The organism is Methylocystis sp. S23, from assembly GCF_054106005.1.
Genome location: NZ_CM134185.1, coordinates 3,682,038 through 3,704,156 on the forward strand (window position 1 = coordinate 3,682,038; position 22,119 = coordinate 3,704,156).

The 22,119-nt window shown below is 64.3% G+C and carries 16 protein-coding genes; 11 read left to right on the forward strand and 5 right to left on the reverse strand.

The window, feature by feature from the left end:
- Positions 1–11: 11 nt before the first annotated feature.
- The 4 genes from ACV7JP_RS18065 to ACV7JP_RS18080 form a co-directional block, all read right to left on the reverse strand.
- Entirely contained in the window at positions 12–1,796 is a 1,785-nt protein-coding gene (locus tag ACV7JP_RS18065) for a hypothetical protein (RefSeq protein WP_457797032.1), read from the reverse strand.
- Positions 1,797–1,966: 170 nt separating this feature from the next.
- Positions 1,967–2,269, reverse strand: coding sequence for a hypothetical protein (locus ACV7JP_RS18070; protein ID WP_457797033.1), 303 nt, complete (start codon positions 2,267–2,269; stop codon positions 1,967–1,969).
- 445 nt (positions 2,270–2,714) lie between these two features.
- Positions 2,715–4,193, reverse strand: coding sequence for a DEAD/DEAH box helicase (locus tag ACV7JP_RS18075; protein ID WP_457797034.1), 1,479 nt, complete (start codon positions 4,191–4,193; stop codon positions 2,715–2,717).
- Between the two features lie 271 nt (positions 4,194–4,464).
- The gene (locus tag ACV7JP_RS18080) at positions 4,465–4,800 is read right to left on the reverse strand and encodes a hypothetical protein (protein ID WP_457797035.1); all 336 of its coding nucleotides are present in this window, start codon (positions 4,798–4,800) and stop codon (positions 4,465–4,467) included.
- 214 nt (positions 4,801–5,014) lie between these two features.
- Here ACV7JP_RS18080 and clpS point away from each other — a divergent pair, with 214 nt between their 5' ends.
- The 4 genes from clpS to ACV7JP_RS18100 all read left to right on the forward strand — a co-directional run bounded on the left by clpS (position 5,015) and on the right by ACV7JP_RS18100 (position 10,714).
- On the forward strand, positions 5,015–5,455 hold the full coding sequence (clpS, locus tag ACV7JP_RS18085) for an ATP-dependent Clp protease adapter ClpS (RefSeq protein ID WP_457797036.1): 441 nt from the start codon (positions 5,015–5,017) through the stop codon (positions 5,453–5,455).
- A gap of 12 nt (positions 5,456–5,467) precedes the next feature.
- Complete coding sequence (gene clpA / locus ACV7JP_RS18090; protein WP_457797037.1) at positions 5,468–7,903, forward strand: ATP-dependent Clp protease ATP-binding subunit ClpA; 2,436 nt, start codon at positions 5,468–5,470, stop codon at positions 7,901–7,903.
- A gap of 349 nt (positions 7,904–8,252) precedes the next feature.
- A complete protein-coding gene (locus ACV7JP_RS18095; RefSeq protein ID WP_457797038.1) occupies positions 8,253–9,425 on the forward strand; it encodes a glycosyltransferase family 4 protein in 1,173 nt (390 codons plus the stop codon).
- Positions 9,422–10,714 (forward strand): O-antigen ligase family protein, encoded by a 1,293-nt coding sequence (locus tag ACV7JP_RS18100; RefSeq protein ID WP_457797039.1) that lies wholly within the window; start codon positions 9,422–9,424, stop codon positions 10,712–10,714. The genes ACV7JP_RS18095 and ACV7JP_RS18100 overlap by 4 nt, the downstream gene beginning before the upstream one ends.
- Before the next feature lie 157 nt (positions 10,715–10,871).
- On the opposite strand, the gene uvrA is transcribed toward ACV7JP_RS18100, so the two are convergent.
- Positions 10,872–13,958: an excinuclease ABC subunit UvrA gene (uvrA, locus tag ACV7JP_RS18105; RefSeq protein ID WP_457797040.1), complete on the reverse strand. Its 3,087-nt coding sequence runs from the start codon at positions 13,956–13,958 to the stop codon at positions 10,872–10,874.
- A gap of 339 nt (positions 13,959–14,297) precedes the next feature.
- On the opposite strand from uvrA, the gene dctA reads away from it, so the two are divergent.
- From dctA to ACV7JP_RS18140, 7 genes are all read left to right on the forward strand, one after another.
- Positions 14,298–15,563 carry a C4-dicarboxylate transporter DctA gene (gene dctA / locus ACV7JP_RS18110; protein ID WP_457797041.1) on the forward strand — a complete coding sequence of 422 codons (1,266 nt, stop codon included), beginning with the start codon at positions 14,298–14,300 and terminating at the stop codon, positions 15,561–15,563.
- A 384-nt stretch (positions 15,564–15,947) separates the two neighbouring features.
- Positions 15,948–16,466, forward strand: a complete 519-nt coding sequence (ssb, locus tag ACV7JP_RS18115) for a single-stranded DNA-binding protein (protein WP_457797042.1) — start codon at positions 15,948–15,950, stop codon at positions 16,464–16,466.
- Between the two features lie 522 nt (positions 16,467–16,988).
- Positions 16,989–17,630 (forward strand): TadE/TadG family type IV pilus assembly protein, encoded by a 642-nt coding sequence (locus ACV7JP_RS18120; protein ID WP_457797043.1) that lies wholly within the window; start codon positions 16,989–16,991, stop codon positions 17,628–17,630.
- Between the two features lie 19 nt (positions 17,631–17,649).
- On the forward strand, positions 17,650–18,288 hold the full coding sequence (locus ACV7JP_RS18125; RefSeq protein ID WP_457797044.1) for a TadE/TadG family type IV pilus assembly protein: 639 nt from the start codon (positions 17,650–17,652) through the stop codon (positions 18,286–18,288).
- A 9-nt stretch (positions 18,289–18,297) separates the two neighbouring features.
- The gene (locus ACV7JP_RS18130; RefSeq protein ID WP_457797045.1) at positions 18,298–19,776 is read left to right on the forward strand and encodes a pilus assembly protein TadG-related protein; all 1,479 of its coding nucleotides are present in this window, start codon (positions 18,298–18,300) and stop codon (positions 19,774–19,776) included.
- 347 nt (positions 19,777–20,123) lie between these two features.
- Positions 20,124–20,357, forward strand: coding sequence for a hypothetical protein (locus ACV7JP_RS18135; RefSeq protein ID WP_457797046.1), 234 nt, complete (start codon positions 20,124–20,126; stop codon positions 20,355–20,357).
- 98 nt (positions 20,358–20,455) lie between these two features.
- Positions 20,456–22,042, forward strand: a complete 1,587-nt coding sequence (locus ACV7JP_RS18140; RefSeq protein ID WP_457797047.1) for a glucan biosynthesis protein — start codon at positions 20,456–20,458, stop codon at positions 22,040–22,042.
- Positions 22,043–22,119: the final 77 nt, after the last annotated feature.

Genomic DNA, 22,119 nt, shown 5'->3' on the forward strand with positions numbered 1-22,119 from the left:
CCGCCGGCGGACTAATCGCCGACGATCCAGGCCCATTCGTCCTTCATTTTCCTGCCCGCCAGCCGGATCGTGCGGTGGCCGTGGTAGCGCCAGGCGCATGTCTCGACATTCGGCCGCGCGTCGAGCGTAAACTCCTTCGCCTCCCTGCCCGAGAGCGTGAGCAGGACCGCGTGGTCGCTCCTTGGACAGGCGAGCTCCCTCACCTGACCCGTATCGTCCTTCCACAGGGCGACCGATTCGCTGCCGTCCCGCCTGTTGTGGTTCGAGCGCTCGACGAGGCCGTAGGAGGTGAGCGTCAGGACCGAGGAGCCCGGATCGTCGGCGACGACGGTGGCGTAACGCGCCGGCCAGCGTGTCCGCGTCTGCGGGCCGTCCATTAGCAGCACGAAAACCAGGTTCGGCCCCAGCGAACGCAGAAAGGCGTGCGCCGGGTCGGCGCGCGCCAAATCCTCGCAGATCATCACTGTGAAGGTCGATTTCTGGCGAAACACCACGAAATGCATCTCGCGCTCGCCGACCTCCAGGAACTCCCACCATTTGACCGAAGGGTTCAGCGCGCTTGCAAGCCCATAGGTCTCGATCTGATCGGCGTCGAGCCGCCAGCGATGATGCTTGCGCCTGGACCTCGACACCGCCCCGCGCCTCGGCCCTCCTTCTTCCTCCGACGAGCGATCGACTTCGCCAAAGACGGTATAAACGGCGATATTGCCGGACGACCCCCCGCAATCCTCGGAAACGCCGGCGACCAGAAATTTGAGATCGCTTTCCGAAGCCTTGTCGCGCAACGCCGCCACGAGCGCGTTATAGGTCGGCCAATCGAGCGCATATTCCGGAAAGACAAGGCCGTGGACGGCTTCGCAATCGCGCCGCGCCTCCGCCAGAAGCGCCAGCACGAAATCGACGATGCGCTCGCGCGACTCCGCGTCCGAAAGGCCGCCCTCCCCCGGGATAAACTCTCCCGACTCGTTGAGCCAACGCTGGAAGACCTTGAATCGCCCCCAGCGCTCCCTGCGTTGCCGGAGGCTCGCTTCGCCGTCCAACGTCGTCGGCGCGCCCTCGCTCTCGACGCCATGAAAGCAGTTCGGGCGAATTCGATACGGAAAAGGAACGAGAAGAAGATTTAGAGGGTCGCGGTCAGGCTTCGAGGCCCAGAAATCGACATGTTGCCAATAGGCCCGACCCTCGCCCAGCGGCGGCAGCAAAGCGAGGTTATGGCTCATGGTGCGCATCGTGCAGCCGAGATCCGGCGTGCGACCCTTCGGCAAGACGCGCGCGACATGCCGGTCGGCCATGAAGGCGATCGTGTCCAAGGGACCATGCTCAGCCAGATGATACGGGTCCGGCTTTCCATCTCTGTCGACAATGGCCGACCGGCGCACGGCGACTTCCGCGAAGGTGCGCGCGGCGAGCTCGATCCATGTCTTCGGATCGAAATAGCCGACGCCGTCGCTCGCCTCATCCGCGATGATCAAGAGACTATGCGCGATCGACCACCAGTCGGGACGTCCCGACAATCGCGAGTTGGAAACCACGAGCGGCTTGTCCCGATGCTCGAGAAGCGCGCTCCAACACGCCTTGACCCCGGCACAGTCTTCCGGCGCCTCGCGCCATTTGCGTCCGAGCTCCGTCCAGGATGCGATCTGCTCGATCGTCACGCCGCCGGTCGGAGGGTCATATTCGCAGTTTTCCAGAGCAGCGCCCGAACCGTCGAGCACGGCGACGATGTATTGGTAAGCGCCGGAGCGTTCCAGCAGAAAAGCGGCGGCCGCGAACACGTCGGCCGGATAAGCCGGCATCTCGTCGACGCCGTCGGCCGCGCGATCCGGATTGGTGCCTCTCGGGAATAATCGCCTTAGAGACGATTCTATCGACAGACCCCGCATGGAGTCGCCCTCGGCTCGATTATCGGTCATCGAAAAACGGAAATGAAGGAAGCCATGCAATCGGCGCGGGGCCGGGCTCGAACTTACCTGCCGTCCAGGCCCAGCGCCTCGTTCTCATCGGCGATGACGTCATAGCCGGCCTTTCGCCACTCCGCATTCGGAACGATGTCTTCCTTGGGCTTGACGAGGTCGGGATAGGTCGCGCGGATATTGTCGAGCGCATATTGAAACGCGCCCATCAGCTTTTTGCGGACGGTTTCGTTGGCCTTCAGCTTCTCGAAAAGCTGTTCCTGAACGTCCGACTTTTCCGGCGAACGGCGCGCGGCAATGAACTTCATCGCAATGTCGCGGTCGACGGGCGGGAGCGGAAGAGTTGGGTTGCCCATTCTTGAATTTCTTCTTTCCATGCGCCGCGCTCCAACTCGCTACCCGGAGCCTTCTCCTAACAAATAGGCGATGAAGACGCTGGTTGCGAAAAGGCGACGCGGCCAAAGACTCGAATGCTATGGCGAATAAATGGTTAACATGGGGCTGGGGGCCATTCAAGATTCGTCGAAAGGCCGTCGACAAGGCGATTTCGGGGGCCGGCTCGGCCGCCCGCAAGCGATTTCTACCCGCCTAGGTCTCAGGGCAATCGGGTAAACGACAATCTCGGACGTTAGCTGCCTATACCTCCCCTTTACAGGGAGGTCGGCGGTCGAAGACCGCCGGGTGGGGTTCGCGCCGCTATAACATTGGTGGAGCTTGACCCCACCCGGCCCTGCTGCGCAGGGCCGCCCTCCCCGTAAAGGGGAGGGATTCACTAACGCCCAGCGTTGCCCTGGCCCAGGTCTATTCCTCCGCCACCTTGGCCGGACGCAACACCACCGGGCGCAGCAGGAAGGACGGGACATGGTCGCCGAGTCCGATGACGGGCGGGCCGTCATCCTCATGACGGCGGCGCGAGCGGCGGTCATCCGAACGGACGCGCATCGGCTCCGCATCGGGACGCCGGGGCGAATGGGCCGGGCGGCCCATGGCGACGGGCCCCTCCGCCTCGGCAGGAGCCGGCCGGCGTTCGGCGCGCTCGGTTCGGCGGCCGCGTTCCGCGCCGCGCTCGCGACGGGTCCCGCGTTCGCCGCGTTCCCCGCGCCCGCCGCGGCGGTGCTCATGCGGACGCGTCGTTTCCATGGGCGGCGGCAGGGCGTCGAAGCCCGGGCCTTCCCAGTCGATCGCCTTGCCGATCAGGCTCTGGATCTGGTCGACATATTTCGTGTCGTCCTCGGTGACGAGGGTGAGCGCCACGCCCGAGCGGCCGGCGCGGCCGGTGCGGCCGATGCGATGGACATAATCCTCGCTATGGGTCGGCACGTCGAAATTGAAGACGTGGCTCACATCCGGAATGTCGAGACCGCGGGCGGCGACGTCGGAGCAGACGAGAAGATTCACCTCGCCGCTCTTGAAGGCGTCGAGCGACGCCATGCGGGCGAGCTGGTCCATGTCGCCATGCAGCGCCCCGGCCGAGAAGCCGTGCTTCTGGAGCGAGCGGTGGAGGATCGCCACGTCGCGCTTGCGGTTGCAGAAGATGATCGCGTTCTTGAGATTCTCGGCGTCGCGGATGAGGTTGCGCAACGTCTCGCGCTTGTCGGCGTGGCCATGCGAGGCGACGAGCGCCTGACGGATGGTCGCGGCCGTGGTGGCGGCTCGGGCGACCTCGATGCGGACGGGATTATGAAGGAAGGCCTCGGTGAGGCGGGTGATCTCCGGCGGCATGGTCGCGGAGAAGAAAAGCGTCTGCCGGGTGAAGGGAACGAGCTTGCAGACGCGCTCAATGTCCGGAATGAAGCCCATGTCGAGCATGCGGTCCGCCTCGTCGATGACGAGAATCTCGATGCCCGTGAGCAACAGCTTGCCGCGGTCGAAGAAATCGAGAAGCCGGCCCGGAGTCGCGATCAGCACGTCGGCGCCGCGCATGATCTTGGCTTCCTGGTCGCCGAAGGAGACGCCGCCGATGAGGAGAGCGACATTCAGCTTATGGTTGACGCCGTATTTGGCGAAACTTTCCTCGACCTGGGCGGCCAGCTCGCGCGTGGGCTCCAGAATCAGGGTTCGGGGCACGCGGGCGCGAGCGCGGCCCTGTTCGAGGCGGCTCAGCATCGGGAGGGTGAAGGCCGCCGTTTTTCCGGTGCCGGTTTGTGCGATGCCCAGAATGTCCCGGCCTTGAAGCGCCGGAGGGATAGCCTGGGCCTGGATGGGCGTCGGATGAGCGTAGCCGGCCGCCTGTACGGCCGCGAGAACCTTTTCCGAAAGGCCCAATTCGTCGAATGTCATCAATTATCCTGGTTCGGCTGCACGGACGCGGGTTGGCGATGCGCGCCAGCCGTTCGAGAAGCGCGCAAGATGTCCTAGAGAGGGGCGCCGTCGTCGCCGCGAAGACGGTCTGGCTCGCTTACGTTCGCCGCAAAGAGGCGCGGGCGAAAGCCACGGCCGCATGCTTGAAGAACAAATGGGCAAATGTCAATGAAATTGCGAGCCGCCCGCGCGATTTCGCGGATTTTTTTCCGCAAGGCGGACGCGCAGGCGCGATTTCGGGCGTTCCGGCCTATTTCCTGGACTTGTTCGGGGCCTTTTCGTCGCCACAGGGCGAGACCGGCGCCGGGCCCCGGAGCGGAATCGTCGCCGTCGTCACGCCATCGACCCCGATGCTGCGCACCACCGAATAGACCTGGGTAGGCTCCTGCGAAGCCGCGCGCTTCGCCAGCCCGTCCATGGTGCGGTCGAAGGCCGTCTCGATCAGATCGTCCCGCTCCACCATTTTGGAGAGAAGCTTGGCGCCGAGCACGCTGCATAGGAAAACGGCGGCGGAAAAGGCCGCAAGGCTCCAGACAGGACCGGAAGCGGTCATGCGGGGAACGCGGTCATGGTCGAAATCGGACATTGGGGGGGGCGCCTATCGATTACGCCCCCTTCTCTATCGCGATATGGTAAATATCTGGTTCACGTCAGCGTTTGCCTGACCGGCGCGGCGCGAGGCTCTTGCCAAGGCGTCCCGGACGCAGAACACTGAGCGAGTCGCCGCCGCCGAAAATTTTCAGAAACCAGGGCCGGCCGCGGCAAAGAAATTGCTCCATGCGCCCCTGAAAGAACATTTCATGGGACCTACATGGAAAGGACTGAAGGACGAGACGGACGTGGCGGCGTTGATATCCATCAAATCCCAGCACACGCTTTCACCGGCGCTGGGCAGGCCTCTCTTGGCCGGCAAAGAGCCGAAAAAATCGGGCGACGGCGGTCCCGGCTCGGGGACCGCGCTGATCACGCGCACGCGTCAGCAGACCCGCCGCCCGAACATGTATCGCGTCCTGCTGCTCAACGACGACTACACCACGCAGGAGTTCGTCGTGATCGTGCTTCGTAAGTATTTCAACAAGTCTGTCGAGGAAGCCACACGCATCATGCTGCATGTCCACAATCACGGCGTCGGCGAATGCGGGGTCTACACATATGAAGTCGCCGAAACCAAGGTCACCCAAGTGATGGATTTCGCAAGGAAGCACCAGCATCCCTTGCAATGCATCATGGAGAAGAAATAGGGGTCGCAGCGAATGCCGACGTTCTCGCGCAATCTGAAACAGACTCTGGACCGCGCCCTCGCCTCCGCGCGCGAGCGTCATCACGAATACGCCACGCTCGAACATTTGCTGCTCAGCCTGATCGAGGACGCGGACGCCTCGGCCGTGCTGCGGGCCTGTTCGGTCGATCTCGACCTTCTGGCCAAGAATCTGCGCGACTATATCGACCGCGAGCTCGACAATTTGGTCAATGAGGACGCCGACGAGTGCAAGCCCACCGCGGGCTTCCAGCGCGTCGTGCAGCGCGCCATCATCAGCGTGCAGTCCTCCGGACGCGAGGATGTGAGCGGCGCCAATGTCCTCGTCGCCCTCTTCGCCGAGCGCGAAAGCCACGCCGTCTATTTCCTGCAAGAGCAGGACATGACGCGCTACGACGCGGTGAACTATATCAGCCACGGGATCGCGAAGCGGCCAGGTCTCTCCGACCAGACGCGCACGCCGCGCGGGGTCGAGGAAGACAACGAACGCGCCGAAGGGCGCGAGGGGCGCGACGGCGAGAACAGAAAGAAGGAAGGCGCCCTCGACGCCTATTGCGTCAATCTCAACAAGAAGGCGCGCGACGGCCGCATCGATCCGCTGATCGGCCGCGAGGCGGAGGTGCTGCGCACCATCCAGGTGCTCTGCCGCCGTCATAAGAACAATCCGCTGCTTGTCGGCGATCCGGGCGTCGGCAAGACCGCCATCGCCGAGGGCCTCGCCCGCAAGATCACGCAGGGCGAGGTGCCCGACGTGCTTCTCGGCGCGACGGTCTATGCGCTCGACATGGGCGCCCTGCTCGCGGGCACGCGCTATCGCGGCGATTTCGAGGAACGCTTGAAGCAGGTCGTCAAGGAGATCGAGAACCACAAGAACGCGATCCTCTTCATCGACGAGATTCACACCGTCATCGGCGCCGGCGCGACCTCCGGCGGCGCCATGGACGCCTCGAATCTGCTCAAGCCCGCCCTCGCCCAGGGCGTGCTGCGCTGCATCGGCTCGACGACCTACAAGGAATACCGCCAGTATTTCGAGAAGGACCGCGCCCTCGTCCGCCGCTTCCAGAAGATCGACGTCAACGAGCCGTCGATCCCGGACGCGATCGAGATCATAAAGGGGCTGAAGCCCTATTTCGAGGAGTTCCACAAGATCCGCTACACCAACGACGCCCTCAAGGCGGCGGTGGAGCTGTCGGCGCGTTACATTCACGACCGTAAGCTTCCCGACAAGGCGATCGACGTGATCGACGAGACGGGCGCGGCGCAGATGCTGCTCGCCGAGAACAAGCGCAAGAAGACGATCGGCCTCAAGGAGATCGAGGCGACGATCGCCACCATGGCGCGCATTCCGGCCAAGACCGTCTCCAAGGACGACGCGGAAGTGCTCGCTCATCTCGACGAGACGCTGCGCCGGGTGGTCTATGGCCAGGACAAGGCGATCTCGGCGCTCACCTCCGCGATCAAGCTCGCCCGCGCCGGCCTGCGCGATCCGGAAAAGCCGATCGGCTGCTACCTCTTCTCCGGCCCCACCGGCGTCGGCAAGACGGAGGCCGCGCGCCAGCTCGCGACGTCGCTCGGCATCGAGCTCGTGCGCTTCGACATGTCGGAATATATGGAGCGCCACACGGTGAGCCGGCTCATCGGCGCGCCTCCCGGCTATGTCGGCTTCGACCAGGGCGGGCTCTTGACCGACTCGATCGACCAGCATCCGCATTGCGTGCTGCTGCTCGACGAGATCGAGAAGGCGCATCCGGATCTATACAACATCCTGCTGCAGGTGATGGACCACGGCAAGCTGACCGACCATAACGGCAAGACGATCGACTTCCGCAACGTCATCCTCATCATGACGACCAATGCGGGCGCGCAGGATCTGGCCCGCACGCCGATCGGCTTCACCCGCACCCGCGCCGATCTCGACGACAGCGAGGCGATCAACCGCCTCTTCGCGCCGGAGTTCCGCAACCGTCTCGACGCGATCGTGCCTTTCGGCCATCTGCCGGTGGACGTCATCAAGCGCGTGGTCGACAAATTCGTCATGCAGCTCGAGGCGCAGCTCGCCGACCGCAACGTCACGATCGAACTCTCCGACGAAGCGCGTAGCTGGCTCGTCGAGCACGGCTATGACGAGGCGATGGGCGCGCGCCCGATGTCGCGGGTCATCCACCAGCACATCAAGACGCCGCTCGCCGACGAGGTTCTCTTCGGGCGGCTCAAAAATGGCGGCGCGGTGCGCGTGGTGGTCGTCGGCGACGACAAGGGCGAGAAGAAGCTCGGCTTCGTCTTCCCGGAAGGCCCGGTTCTGCCGCGTCCCGAGCGCGACATCATCGAGGCCGGCAAGAAGCGCGCGAGCGCAGAGGAGAATATCGCGCCCGCAAGCGAGGGGCCCGACGCGCCGGAAGCGGACGCCAAGCCCGCCCCGGTCCGCAACTGACGTATCGGCCGGACGCATATGCAGGCGGCGCGCGCGCCGGGGCGCCCAGCACGATCGGATAAACAGCTATCTCCATTGGCCGGCGCCCAATGCCTCCCCTTTACGGGGAGGTCGGCGGTCGAAGACCGGCGGGCGGGGTTCGCGCGCCGCATAAATGTCGGGCTTCGCCCCACCCGGCCCTGCTCCGCAGGGCTGCCCTCCCCGTAAAGGGGAGGGATTTGCTCACGCCCACCTTCGCCCTTCGCCGGGCCGCTCATTCATTGTTAACCCAAATCTCATTAACTTCAGCGTGAGGGAGAACGGCTCGACTCTGCTCGGCGGCGCCTGATCCGGCAGAGGAAAAAGGGACATGCTGGTGCTGCAATCCGGCGAAAGCTCTGACGCGCCTCTGCGCATCTTGCATGTGCTCCGCGCGCCCGTCGGCGGCCTCTTCCGTCACGTCACGGATCTCGCCCGCGAGCAGATCGCCTGCGGCCATCAGGTCGGAATCATCGCCGATTCGCTCACGGGCGGCGAGATGGCGGAAAGGCGGTTCGCCGCCCTGCGCCCCGATCTTGCGCTGGGCCTTCTGCGTCTGCCGATCCACAGGCTCCCTCATCCCACCGATCTTTCGGCGGCGGTCGCCGTCAACCGGCGGGTCGCGGCGCTGGCGCCCCACGTCGTCCATGGGCACGGCTCGAAAGGCGGCGTCTATGCGCGGACGACGGGATTTCTTTCCGGCCGGAAGAGCCCGGTGCGGATCTATACGCCCCATGGCGGCAGCCTGAATTACGAGCCCGGCTCGCTCAGCCATCGCGTCTTCATGACCATGGAGGCGCTGCTCGCCGCGCGCACCGACGCGCTCCTCTTCGAAAGCGCCTTCATCGCCGGGCGTTTCGAAGCCTTCGTCGGAAAGCCCAAGAGCCTTGCGCGCGTCATCCCGAACGGCATCTCGGAAAGCGAGTTCGCGCCGGTCGAGCCGGCGCCCGACGCCGCCGATCTGCTCTATGTCGGGGAGTTTCGCGAGGCGAAGGGAATCGACACTCTTATCGACGCGGTCGCTTTGCTCAAAGCCGGAGGACTGACGCCCAGCGTCACCCTCATCGGGGACGGGCCGGACCGCGCATCGCTCGAGGCGCGCGCGGCGCGCGCGGGCGTCGCGGATCAGTTGACCTTCGGCGCGCCGCGGCGCGCGCGCGACGCCTTCGCGCTCGGCAAGGCGATGGTCGTGCCGAGTCGCTTCGAATCGCTCCCCTATATCGTGCTCGAAGCGGCGGGCGCGCACATTCCGCTTGTCGCCACCAATGTCGGCGGCATGGCGGAGATCTTCGGCCCCCACGCCGACAGGCTCATCGAGCCGAACAACCCCGAGATCCTCGCCGAGGCCCTGCGGCGGATTCTCGCCGAGTCCCCCGAGACGCGCAATGAAAGGGCGCAGGCGCTCGCCGATTACGCCGCGTCGCGTTTCTCGGTGTCGCAGATGGCGCGAGCGATCATCCAGGGCTATCGGGACGCGATCGCCGCCAGAGGCGCGACGCCATGACGAGCGCCTCCCCCGGCGCCGGCCTCGCCCCGGAGGAGCGGACGGGCCTCGTCTTCAGCTATCAGCGTCTCGTCGACGCGGCGGTCTTTCTCTTCGTCGCGATGGGCGCGATCGCCATTATCGAGCCCTCCCCATACGACTTCGCCTCGCTTCTCGCGATGCCGCTTTGGTTCTTCGGCGGCTTTTCAATCAATCGAAGCTTTCTGGTCTTCGCCTTCCTGATCCTCGCCTTCAACTTCATGGGCTTCCTGGCGCTCATCCCCTATTGGGACAATCCGGATTCCTCGCTCTATCAATATCAATCGGCCTATCTGGTGCTGACGGCCCTGTTCTACGCGCTGTTCATGGGCAATCGCACGACGCATCGCGTCGAGCTCTGCCTGAAGGCCTATCTCGCCGGCTCGCTTGTCGCGGCCTTCGCCGGCATTCTCGGCTATCTCAACATGGCGGGGCTGGGCGAAGGCGTCTTCCTTCACGCCGGCCGCGCCTCGGGCACCTTCAAGGACCCGAACGTGCTGGGCTCCTTCCTGGTGCTGCCGATCATCTATCTGGCGCACGGCCTGATGCTCGGGCGCGCGAAGGGCGTTCTGCGCGCCGGGGCGATGCTGCTCGTCGTCTTCCTCGGCATGTTCCTGTCTTTCTCGCGCGGCTCCTATGGCGCGACGGTCGTCGCCTTCGCGCTGATGGTCGCGTCGGTCTATGCGACCTCGGAGAACCGCGAGATGAAGCGGCGCATCGTCATGGCCGCGCTCGGCGCGCTGGCGATGATCGCCGTCGTCGTCGCGGTTTTGCTCTCCATGCCGGAGACGCGCGACTTCTTCAATCAGCGCACCGCGGCGACGCAGGATTACGACGAGGGCTCGACCGGCCGCTTCGGCAATCAGTTGCGCTCGATTCCCATGCTGCTCGACCGCTTCATGGGATTCGGTCCGCTGCGCTTCCGCCTCGTCTTCGATCTCGAGCCGCACAATTCCTATGTCGGCGCCTTCGCCAATAATGGCTGGATCGGCGGCTTTCTGTTCGTTCTGCTCATCGGCGTGACGGTCTTCGTCGGACTGAGGCTCATGTTCACGCCCTCCCCCGCGCAACGCCTGTCTCAGGCCGTCGTGCCGCCGACGATCGGGCTCTTCCTGCAAGGCCTCCAGATCGACATCGACCATTGGCGCTTCGTCTTCTTCATGCTTGGCGCCATTTGGGGCCTGGAGGCGCTGCGACAAAGATGGGTCGATCAGGGAAGACCAATGTCGCAGCCCCCTCTCCCCGTGAAAACCGGGAGAGGGCTCGGGTGAGGGGCAAGGCGGCGACGGGAAAGTCGGGGATTTGCTATAGCATGCAAACCACGAGCATTCTCAGGGCGGCCTCGCCCCTCACCCTGCCCTCTCCCCGCATGCGGGGAGAGGGAAAAACCCCGCGCTTACTGACTCACTTACCCGCCGGCATCTGTTCCTATCTTGCTCGAACGGCCTTCTTCCGCTCCGGAAGAGCTTTCTCAATTATCGGCGGCCTTCTCGCCATCGCCTCCGCGAGATAGCGGCCGGTATGGCTGCGCTTTTCTTTCACAATGTCGGCGGGCGGCCCCGCCGCGACGATCTCGCCGCCGCCGTCGCCGCCCTCCGGCCCCATGTCGATGATCCAGTCGGCCGTCTTGATGACTTCGAGATTGTGCTCGATGACGACGACCGTGTTGCCCTGCTCCACCAGCTCGTGCAGCACTTCGAGCAGCTTCGCCACGTCGTGGAAGTGCAAGCCGGTCGTCGGTTCGTCGAGAATGTAGAGCGTTCGCCCCGTCGAGCGGCGCGACAGTTCTTTCGCGAGCTTCACGCGCTGCGCCTCGCCGCCTGAGAGCGTCGTCGCCTGCTGGCCGACATGGATATAGTCGAGGCCGACGCGTTTTAAGGTCTCCATCTTGTCGCGAATGGCGGGCACGGCCTTGAACAGCGTCGCCGCCTCCTCGACCGTCATGTCGAGCACGTCGGCGATGCTCTTCTCGCGATATTTCACCTCCAGCGTTTCGCGATCATAGCGCTTGCCCTTGCAGACGTCGCAGGTGACATAGACATCGGGCAGGAAGTGCATCTCGATCTTGATGACGCCGTCGCCCTGGCAGGCCTCGCAGCGCCCGCCCTTCACATTGAAGGAGAAGCGCCCCGGCGCATAGCCGCGCGCCTTGGCTTCGGGAAGCCCCGCAAACCATTCGCGGATCGGCGTGAAGGCGCCCGTATAGGTCGCGGGGTTCGAGCGCGGCGTGCGGCCGATCGGCGACTGGTCAATGTCGATGATCTTGTCGATATGCTCCAGCCCGTCGAGCTTGTCGAAGGGCGCCGGAACCTCATGGGCGTTGTTCAGGCGCCGCGCCAACGCCTTGTAGAGCGTCTCGATCACCAGCGTCGACTTGCCGCCGCCCGAGACGCCCGTCACCGCCGTGAACAGTCCGAGCGGGATTTGCGCGTCGACGTTTTTGAGATTGTTGCCGCGCGCGCCGGAGAGCTTGAGCCAGCGGCCGGGCATGGGCTTGCGCAGCTTATGCGCAAGCCGCACCTGCTTCTCGCCGGTGAGATATTGGCCGGTGAGCGAGGCCGGATCCTCCATGATCTCCCGCGGCACGCCCTGCGCGACGATCCTGCCGCCATGAATGCCGGCGCCGGGTCCGACGTCCACGACATAGTCGGCCGCGAGGATGGCGTCCTCGTCATGCTCGACGACGATGACGCTGTTGCCGAGATTGCGCAGCCGGCGCAGCGTGTCGAGCAGGCGGTCATTGTCGCGCTGATGCAGGCCGATGGACGGTTCGTCCAGCACATAGAGAACGCCCGTGAGTCCCGAGCCGATCTGCGAGGCGAGCCGGATGCGCTGGCTCTCGCCGCCCGAGAGCGTGCCGGAATTGCGCGAGAGCGTGAGGTAATCGAGGCCGACATCGACGAGGAAGGTCAGGCGCTCGCGAATTTCCTTCAAGATGCGAAAGGCGATCTCATTCTTCTTCTTGTCGAGCGCGCCGGGAAGCTTCGAGAACCATTCCAGCGCCGCGCGCACGGATAATTCCGACACTTCGCCAATATGCCTGCCCGATATTTTCACGGCCAGCGCCTCGGGCTTCAGACGAAAGCCTTCGCAGGCGAGGCATGGCGTCGCCGACATATATCGCCCGATTTCCTCGCGCGCCCATTCGCTGTCCGTTTCCAGGTAACGTCGTTCGAGATTGATGACGACGCCCTCAAAAGGCTTCTTCACGTCATAGGCGCGGAAGCCGTCCTCATAGGAGAATTTGATCTCCTCCTTGCCGGAGCCGAAGAGAATGACGTTTCGCGCTTTCTCCGGCAATTCCTCCCATGGGATGTCGAGCCTGAACTTGTAGTGCCGGCCCAGCGCTTCGAGCGCCTGCGCGTAATAGGGAGAGGAAGATTTCGCCCAGGGCGCGACGGCGCCCTTGCGCAGGGTCGCCTTGGGATTCGGCACGACGAGATCGGCGTCGACCTTCTGCTCGCAGCCAATGCCGCCGCAGGTCGGACAGGCGCCGAAGGGATTATTGAAGGAGAAGAGGCGCGGCTCGATTTCAGGGATCGTGAAACCCGAAACGGGGCACGTGAATTTCGACGAGAAGACGATGTGGCCGTAGGCGTAATGGGCGGAGACGTTGGCGGCTTTTTCCCTCTCCCCGCTTGCGGGGAGAGGGTTAGGGTGAGGGGCGAGCAAGGTCATGGCGGCCTGCCCCTCACCCCCACCCTCTCCCCGCAAGCGGGGAGAGGGGGCTTTGTCCGCGAACTCCACGACGGCCAGCCCGCCCGACAGCTCCAGCGCCGTCTCCAGACTGTCGGCGAGACGCGCGGAAATGTCCTTGCGCACGACGATGCGGTCCACGACCACGTCGATATCGTGCTTCAATTTCTTGTCGAGCGCGGGCGCGTCGGCGATCTCGTAATAGGCGCCGTCGATCTTCAGGCGCTGGAAGCCGCGCCGCGTGAATTCGGCGATCTCCTTCCTGTATTCCCCCTTGCGGCCGCGCACGACCGGCGCCAGCAGATAGAGGCGCGCGCCCTCGGGCAAAGCGAGCACGCGGTCGACCATCTGCGAGACCGTCTGACTCTCGATCGGCAAGCCTGTGACCGGCGAATAGGGCGTGCCCACGCGCGCCCAGAGGAGGCGCATATAGTCGTGGATCTCCGTCACCGTGCCGACGGTCGAGCGCGGGTTCTTGGAGGTCGTCTTCTGTTCGATGGAAATGGCGGGCGAAAGCCCGTCGATCTGATCGACGTCCGGCTTCTGCATCATCTCCAGGAACTGGCGGGCATAGGCCGAGAGCGATTCGACATAGCGCCGCTGCCCTTCGGCATAGATCGTGTCGAAGGCGAGCGACGACTTGCCCGAGCCGGAAAGCCCCGTGAACACGACGAATTTGTCGCGTGGAATCACGAGGTCGACATTCTTGAGGTTGTGCTCGCGCGCGCCGCGGATGGAGATGGTTTTTTCGTCGGACGCTTTCCTGGCGTCGTCGAACGCCTTCTCCAACGCTTGCGTGGATTTCTTGTTGCTCGCCATGGGCTCGGGGCTGGTCGGGAAACGGGAGACGCTAATCTAGGCGCTGCCGGCTCCAAACGCCACTTGTTGCGCTGCGGAAATCTCGGGCGCGCGAGCCGGTCGCCGGGGATGGACAAAACGATCAAAGGAACGACGATCTCGGATGTCGGCGCCTAATACCTCCCCTTCACGGGGAGGTCGGCGGTTGACGACCGCCGGGTGGGGTCCTTTCCGCCACAATATTGCTCGAGCGTTACCCCTACCCGCCCTCGCTTCGCGAGACCACGCTCCCCTGCGGGGGGATGGACGCCGCCGCCGCCGGCTGCGTAAGCTCTGCCTTGTCTCCCGCCAGAGGCCGGCATGAAGAAACCGATTCACCAGTTGCTCTACGTTCAGGTCCTCGTCGCCATCGCGCTCGGCGCGCTCTTCGGCTTTCTCGCGCCGCATCTCGCCGCCGCCGATTGGGTGAAGGCGCTGGGCGACGGCTTCGTGAAGCTCATCAAAATGGCGATTGCGCCGATCATCTTCTGCACGGTGGTCTCGGGCGTCGCCCATATAGAGGACGCCAAGAAGGTCGGGCGCGTCGGCGTCAAGGCGCTCATTTACTTCGAGATCGTCTCCACCTTCGCGCTCGCCATCGGCCTCCTCGTCGGCAATATATTGAAGCCCGGCGGCGATTTCGCCGGCACGGCGGACGCGGCGGCCATCGCCAAATATACGGAGGCCGCGGCGCGGCGCGGCGGCGTGGATTTCCTGCTCGACATCATCCCCGACAGCGCCGTCGGCGCCTTCGCCAAGGGCGACATTCTGCAGGTGCTCCTGTTCTCCCTGCTTTTCGGCTTCGCGCTGCTGTCGCTCGGCGAGCGGGGACGGCCGATGCGGCAATGGGTCGAGGAGGCCGGCCACGCCATGTTCGCCCTCATCGGCATTGTGATGAGGGCCGCGCCCATCGGCGCCTTCGGGGCCATGGCCTACACGGTCGGCAAATATGGCTCGGCGGCGCTCCTGTCGCTGGGCGGCCTCATCGGCGCCTTCTATCTCACCTCGGCCCTTTTCGTCGCGATCGTGCTCGGGGCCATCGCGGCGGCGGTTGGTTTCAATATCTTCCGCTTCCTGGCTTTTCTGAAGGACGAGCTGCTGATCGTGCTTGGCACCTCGTCATCCGAAAGCGCCCTGCCCGCTTTGATGGAGAAGCTCCAGCGCCTCGGCTGCTCGAAATCCGTCGTCGGCCTCGTCGTGCCCACGGGCTACAGCTTCAATCTCGACGGCACGAATATCTATATGACGCTGACGACGCTCTTCATCGCCCGCGCCATGGGCTCGGAGCTGGATTTCACCCATCAGGCGACGATCCTCGTCGTGGCGATGCTCACCTCCAAAGGCGCGAGCGGCGTCTCGGGCGCCGGCTTCGTCACGCTGGCCGCGACGCTCACCGCCGTCGATCCGGCGCTGGCGCCGGGCATGTCCTTCGTGCTCGGCATCGACAAATTCATGAGCGAGTGCCGCGCGCTGACCAATTTCATCGGCAATGGCGTGGCGACGATCGTCGTTTCGGCGTGGGAGGGAGAGCTGGACCGGGAGAAGCTGAAAGCAGAGCTCTCGGGGACGGGCGGCGGGGAGGTTTAGCCGTTTCGCATTCATCGGAGTGGCGACTTCGCCGCGCCATAGCCTTTTACGCCCCTCTGATACGGTTTCCGCTTGATTGCTTCCTATGACGCTCCCGCCGTCATGCGAGCCGAAGGCGAAGCAATCCAGAGCGTCGTCACGGCTCCTGGATTGCTTCGTCGCCGACGCTCCTCGCAATGACGGCGCGCGAGCGAATTAGCCGGAACCGGTAGATGGCGCGACCGCCCGGCATGACGGGCCTTGCGCCGGGCCGGGCCGGATGCTAGAACAAAAAAAGAACATAAGCCCGGCCGCGCTTGCATCATCTGTGGACAAGCCCTTCCAGAACGTCGGCGGCGGGCGGGATGGCGTTAGAGTGCCCTGCGCAATCAATTGGAGAGAGACATGGCGGGTAGCGTCAACAAGGTCATTCTGGTCGGCAATCTGGGCCGCGATCCGGAAGTGCGGACCTTTCCGTCGGGCGACCGCGTCGTCTCCTTCTCGCTCGCGACGACGGAGTCCTGGCGCGACAAGAACACCGGCGAGCGCAAGGACCGCACCGAGTGGCACAATATCCAGATCTTCAATGAGGCGCTCGGAAAGATCGCGGAGCAATACTGCCGCAAGGGCGCCAAGATCTATATCGAGGGCCAGCTCCAGACCCGCGAATATACGGACAAGGACGGCAATCAGCGCAAAGTCACGGAAGTCGTGGTTCCGCGCTTCCGGGGCGAGATGACGCTGCTCGACAGCAAGGGCGGCGGCCGCGGCGAGGGCGATTTCGAGGGCGGCGGCTATCAGGGCGGCGGCGGCTCCTTCGGCCGCTCCTCGCCCATGGAGCGCGCGCCCGCCGAGCGCCGCCCCGCCCCGGCCTCCGCCGGCGGCCGCCTTTCCGACCAGCTGGACGACGACATTCCGTTCTAATCCGCCGGGTCGCCGGCCGCAACGCCGCCGCGCAAGCGGCCGGCGCTTTCGCCTTGTCGTACCGGCTCCGTTCGACTCATTCCGCGCGCCCCCTCATTGCGAGAAGCGAAGCGACGAAGCAATCCAGAAGCTTCGTCCGGGCGGCGTTCTGGTTTGCTTCGCCTTCGGCTCGCAATGACGGGCGCGCGAGCGTCGTCGCAAAGCGATGCGGGGGCCGTATCATACGAAAGGGCGTCGGCCCGGCGGCCTCTCGGATTCTCGCCCGCGAATGAAGCGCTCCCAAGCGCGCCTCAATCCCCAAGGATTCCGAGCATCTCCTACCGGTGAATTTAACGTTAAGCCCAGATCGATCAAAACTAGTTGCAATTGTCTAAAACATTCGAAGATCGGGACAAGGATTCGTTAAGGAAACGCTAACACTCTCGCGCGTCAGAGGCGGCGCTCAAGAAAGCGGAACCGCCTGGAATTTCAGGGGGCGCGCGGCGATCGACCGCGCTTCCCGCCATTGAGCGAGAACGAAAAATGATCGAACGCGTTAACGAATCCTCTTCACGGGACATCCCCGCGAAAGCGGAAAATCGCGCTGATTTCGTTCACGACGCCCGCGGCTTCGCGGCGGTCGAATTCGGCCTCATCGCGCTCCCCTTCCTGCTGCTGATCCTGGCGATCCTCGAATATAGCTACGGCAATTTCGCGCAGTCGCGGCTCGACGCCGTCGTGCAGCAGACCGCCCGCGCGATCATGACCGGCTATGCGCAGAACCAGTCGATCGGCGGAAAGCCTCTCAACGCCAATCAGTTCCGCGCAAACGTCATGTGCCCGAAACTGCCGGCGGTCATGAGCTGCGACGACCTCTATGTGGATGTGCAGACTTTCGACGCGCCGGTTGGCGGCGCGGCGCCCGCGACGACGCCCTACGCCAATTACGTCAAGGCCGACAAAAGCGGCCTCAAGCCGCCGGCGCTGGACAATGCGCTGAACGCCTACTGCATCGGCGGGGCCAAGAAATATGTGGTGATCCGCGCCGCTTATCCGACGCCGATCCTCACGACCGCCGCGCTCTTCCCGAACCAGGCGATCTACAAGGGCCGCAAGTCCCGCATCGTCGTATCGACCGCGACCTTCAAGAACGAGCCCTTCCCGGCCGCCTATGCCGGCTGCTGAAACCAAGGAACGACGTGAGATGAGCAAGAATCTTCTTCGCGAGAAACAGGGTTTCGCCGCCGTCGAATTCGGCCTCGCCTTTCCCTTGCTCGGCCTGATGCTGCTCGGCTTCATCGAGCTCGACCGCTACGCCTGGGCGACGCGGCAGCTCGAAATGACCGCGAACGCCGTGGCGCAGATGCTGTCGCAATCGCAGAAGGTCGAGCCCGTCGACATGAAATACGCCCAGGACTCCGTGATGGTCCTGTTCCCGCGCGCGCTGCAGGACGGCGCGCGGCTGGGCCAGAGCTGGAACAATATGGTCAAGATCGGCATGAGCGCGGTAGGTTTCACGCCGACCGTCCCCGGCTGCGTCGCCGCCTGCGTCTATCAGGCGAAGGTCGCCTGGAGCGGCGGGTCGGATCGGCGCCCCTGCAACACGGCGCTGACGCCCGTGCCCGACAATACGGCGCCGAGCAAGACGACCCTGCCGACCGACGTCTACGGCCCCAACGCCGTCATCGTGGTCGATCTCACCTTCGCCTATCAGCCGCTCTTCGCGCAGAAGATCTTCGGCCCGCTCACCATCAAGCGCTCGAGCTATCTGCAGCCGCGCTACGTCAATAATCTTTCCTATTCGGTCGCCGGCGGCGATTCCTTCGTCACCACCTGTGCTTGAGAGCGTATCATGCGTCAGACCTCCAAGATTGCGCGTTTCGCGAAAAACGAGAAGGGCGGCGTCGCCGTCGTGATGGGCCTCACCATCGTCCCGCTGGTTCTGGCCTCGGGCCTCGCGGCGGATTACGCCATTCTGCAAACCGCCAAGGCGCGTCTCGACGCCTCCGCCGACGCGGCCGCCCTGACGGCGATCAAGACCGCGCAGAACACGATCGCGACGCTCTCGGCGACCAATCGGAACCCCAAGCCGCAGGCGATCTCCGACGCCCTCGCCCAGGCGGAGAAATCCTTCTACGCCCAGGCCGGCAAGCGCGCCTCGGACCTGCTCGGCAAGCCGACCTTCGACGTCACGATCGACGGCCAGAATGTGACGGCGACTGTCGCCTACAACGCCGCCATGCCCTCCAATTTCGGCAAGATCGCCGGCATTAAACTCATGAACTACAGCGGCTCCGCCGGCGCGCAGCTCACCATGGCGAAGTTTCTCGACTTCTACATGCTGATCGACGTTTCCGCCTCGATGGGCCTGCCTTCGACGATCGCCGGCCAGAACCAGCTCGCCGCCGCGAGCCCGGATGGCAAACAGGATAATGGCGACGGCTGCATGTTCGCCTGCCATTTCTCAGGCAAGAACAGCTACGACTATGCGCGCGCGCACAATATTCAACTTCGCGTCGACGCGGTCGGCGCCGCGATCGCGCAGCTCATGAAGACCGCGAACGATACGGCGACGCTGCCCAAGCAGTTCCGCATGGGCGTCTATCCCTTTGTGACGCACGCAAACGCCTTCGTCGATCTCACCGACGATCTGATCGGCGACCAATATTCGGTGGCGAGCGCGATCAACTACAATCCGGCGACGCAGATGACGGATTTCGGCAAGCTGCTCGACGGCGGCGACGACAAGATTTTTGCCCGCAGCCTCAACCCCAATTACAGGGCCAATCCGAAGATACCGGCCGATACGGCGCCGCTCGGCGCGGGCGGATCGCATATACATACGGTCTTCGACGACATCAGCGCGAAAATCCCCGCGGTCGGGGACGGCTCCGGCGCGAGCAAGGGCCAGCCCTTTGTCTTTTTCGTCTCGGATGGAATGGAAGACAGCCAGTGGTATTCGTCGTCGCAAGTAGCGTCTCCCACCTATCCTTATGCGCCGACCAACTGGCCGGGCGTGACGCTCTACCCGAACACGCATGGCGAGACCGTCTCGATCCGGGCCATGGACCCGACCAAATGCGCGGCGCTCAAAGCGCGAGGCGTGACGATCTCGGTTCTTCAGATCCCGTATCCGACCTTCCCGCATCCGACGAGTTACGCGCAATGGGAAGCGCTCAAGGTCAATAACGCAGTGCCCGGCGTCGACGCCGCCATGCAGGCCTGCGCCTCGCCGGGCTTCTACCACAAGGCGGACGGGCCGGCGGACATCGCCGCCGCCATGCAGGACATGTTCCGTCAGGCGGTGCAATCCGCGCGGCTGACGCAATGACGGTGACGCTCCCTCTCTCCGCTCGCGGCGCGAGAGGGCGATGCCGCAGGGTGATCGGATGAGCGCCGGCGTGAGGGAATCCCTCCCCTTTACGGCTACAGCATGCGCACATCTCGAAAGTCGCCAACGCCGGCATGGCCGGGCTTGTCCCGGCCATGCCGGCCTCCTGGAGAGGTGACTCCCTTAGCCTTTACGGGTCGCGCCAACCCTCCCAAGGTGATCGTTCGCCCGATCGCCCTGGACGACGCCGCTCCGGCCCTTGCCTTGCGGCGCCCGTTGATATAGCAGACCGTTAGCGAAGCGCGGCCTGACCGCGTCCCCTTCGGGACAAAGCTCGAGAGTGCGCCATGAGCCAGAAGCCGATCAACTTCCTGCATCTGTCCACGCTGGTCGCCGTCGCGATCCTCGTCGGAACGGAGCTCGTCGGCGCCTCCTGGGCCGCCGGATGGGCGCTCGGCGGCCTGTTTCAGCTCGACCCGATGGTCAGCCGCGCGATTGAAGTCGTTTTCTCTCTCTTCGGCCTTGTCGGCCTCTATTTCTTTATGAAAACCGCGATCCGCAACGAGCCGATCCGCGGTTGACGGTCCGTCAGGCCCCAGCCTTAACGTCAGCGTAGCCTTTGCCCCGAGCGCGCCGCAATGCGCGCTCATAGCCTTCGTTTCATCAGAAGGATTCCGGGATGATCGAGAAGCAGGACCGTCGTTCCTTCCTGAAAGTCGCGGCCGCGACGAGCGCGCTCGGCGCCGTCGGCGCGCGGCCGGCCGACGCCGCGCCGTCGCGCGTCTCCAACGTCAAGCTCGGCGACGCCCGGCCCTTCTCCTTCGAGACGCTGAAGCAGGAAGCGAAACGGCTGGTCAAGGAGCCCTATCGCCAGCCAAATATTCCCTCTCCCGAAATCACCTCGCAGATCGATTACGAGAAGTGGGGCCAGATCACCTACGACACCGACCATGCGCTCTTCGCCGACACGAAGGAGCGCTTTCCGATCGAGTTCTTCCATCTCGGCATGTTCTTCAAGAAGGCGGTGCGCATCTTCGCGGTGGAGAACGGCGACGCCCGCGAGGTCCTTTACGACACCAGCTATTTCGACATGCCGGAAGACTCCGTCGCGCGGAAGCTGCCCCCCGGCGCCGGCTTCGCGGGCTTCCGCATTCAGGAGTCGAAGGACGGTCCGCTCGACTGGAAGAAAAACGACTGGGTCGCCTTTCTCGGCGCCTCCTATTTCCGCGCCATCGGCGAGCTGCGCCAATACGGCCTTTCCGCGCGGGGCGTCGCGCTCGACACCTGGCAGATGGGGGCGAATGAGGAGTTTCCGGATTTCACCCAGATTTATATCGGGCCGGAGACCAATGACGGCGTCGTGCTGCATGCGCTGCTCGAAGGCCCGTCAATCGCGGGCGCCTATAAATTCCTGATGACGCGCGGCAGGGGCGTCGTGATGGACATTGACTGCGCGCTCTATCTGCGCGGCTCCTTCACGCGCTTCGGCGTTGCGCCGCTCACTTCCATGTATTGGTTCTCCGAGACGAAGAAGCCGACCGCCGCCGACTGGCGCCCGGAAGTTCACGACTCCGACGGCCTCTCCATGTGGACGGGAACCGGCGAGCGCCTGTGGCGTCCGCTCAATAATCCCGACCGCGTCATGGCCTCCGCCTTTGGCGACAATAATCCCAAGGGCTTCGGCCTGATGCAGCGCGACCGCGTTTACGACCACTATCTCGACAATGTCTTCTATGACCGGCGCCCGAGCGTGTGGGTCGAGCCCAAGGGCGATTGGGGCAAGGGAACGATTCAGCTCATCGAAATCCCGACGGACGACGAGATTCACGACAATGTCGTCTGCGTCTGGGTCCCCGAGAAGAAGGCCGTTCCGGGCGCGGAGTTCGAATTCTCCTACCGGCTGCACTGGCTCGCCGACGAGCCCTACCCCGCCCCGTTGGCGCGCTGCGTCGCGACGCGTCTCGGCAATGGCGGCCAGCCCGGCAGGCCGCGCCCGAAAGGCGTGCGCAAATTCATGGTGGAGTTTCTCGGCGATCCGCTCGCCAGGCTTCCCTTCGGCGTGAAGCCCGAGCCCGTTCTCTGGGCCTCGCGCGGGACCTTCTCCTATATCTATACGGAAGCGGTCTTCGACGGCGTGCCCGGCCATTGGCGCGCGCAGTTCGATCTGGCCGTCGAAGGGAACGACCCCGTGGAGATGCGGCTCTATCTCAAGAACGGCGACGCGATCCTCTCGGAAAGCTGGCTCTACCAGTATCATCCGTTCTGATCCGAGTTTCATGCGGCTTCCCCCTGATCGCTTCGCGACAATGCTTACGGCGTCATTGCGAGCGGAGCGAAGCAATC

Excerpts from the sequence above, each read along its gene's own strand:
- ACV7JP_RS18065 (WP_457797032.1), bottom strand. The coding sequence starts at position 1,796 with ATGCCGGCTTATCCGGCCGACGTGTTCGCGGCCGCCGCTTTTCTGCTG.
- ACV7JP_RS18070 (WP_457797033.1), bottom strand. The coding sequence starts at position 2,269 with ATGGGCAACCCAACTCTTCCGCTCCCGCCCGTCGACCGCGACATTGCG.
- ACV7JP_RS18075 (WP_457797034.1), bottom strand. The coding sequence starts at position 4,193 with ATGACATTCGACGAATTGGGCCTTTCGGAAAAGGTTCTCGCGGCCGTA.
- ACV7JP_RS18080 (WP_457797035.1), bottom strand. The coding sequence starts at position 4,800 with ATGTCCGATTTCGACCATGACCGCGTTCCCCGCATGACCGCTTCCGGT.
- clpS (WP_457797036.1), top strand. The coding sequence starts at position 5,015 with ATGGGACCTACATGGAAAGGACTGAAGGACGAGACGGACGTGGCGGCG.
- clpA (WP_457797037.1), top strand. The coding sequence starts at position 5,468 with ATGCCGACGTTCTCGCGCAATCTGAAACAGACTCTGGACCGCGCCCTC.
- ACV7JP_RS18095 (WP_457797038.1), top strand. The coding sequence starts at position 8,253 with ATGCTGGTGCTGCAATCCGGCGAAAGCTCTGACGCGCCTCTGCGCATC.
- ACV7JP_RS18100 (WP_457797039.1), top strand. The coding sequence starts at position 9,422 with ATGACGAGCGCCTCCCCCGGCGCCGGCCTCGCCCCGGAGGAGCGGACG.
- uvrA (WP_457797040.1), bottom strand. The coding sequence starts at position 13,958 with ATGGCGAGCAACAAGAAATCCACGCAAGCGTTGGAGAAGGCGTTCGAC.
- dctA (WP_457797041.1), top strand. The coding sequence starts at position 14,298 with ATGAAGAAACCGATTCACCAGTTGCTCTACGTTCAGGTCCTCGTCGCC.
- ssb (WP_457797042.1), top strand. The coding sequence starts at position 15,948 with ATGGCGGGTAGCGTCAACAAGGTCATTCTGGTCGGCAATCTGGGCCGC.
- ACV7JP_RS18120 (WP_457797043.1), top strand. The coding sequence starts at position 16,989 with ATGATCGAACGCGTTAACGAATCCTCTTCACGGGACATCCCCGCGAAA.
- ACV7JP_RS18125 (WP_457797044.1), top strand. The coding sequence starts at position 17,650 with ATGAGCAAGAATCTTCTTCGCGAGAAACAGGGTTTCGCCGCCGTCGAA.
- ACV7JP_RS18130 (WP_457797045.1), top strand. The coding sequence starts at position 18,298 with ATGCGTCAGACCTCCAAGATTGCGCGTTTCGCGAAAAACGAGAAGGGC.
- ACV7JP_RS18135 (WP_457797046.1), top strand. The coding sequence starts at position 20,124 with ATGAGCCAGAAGCCGATCAACTTCCTGCATCTGTCCACGCTGGTCGCC.
- ACV7JP_RS18140 (WP_457797047.1), top strand. The coding sequence starts at position 20,456 with ATGATCGAGAAGCAGGACCGTCGTTCCTTCCTGAAAGTCGCGGCCGCG.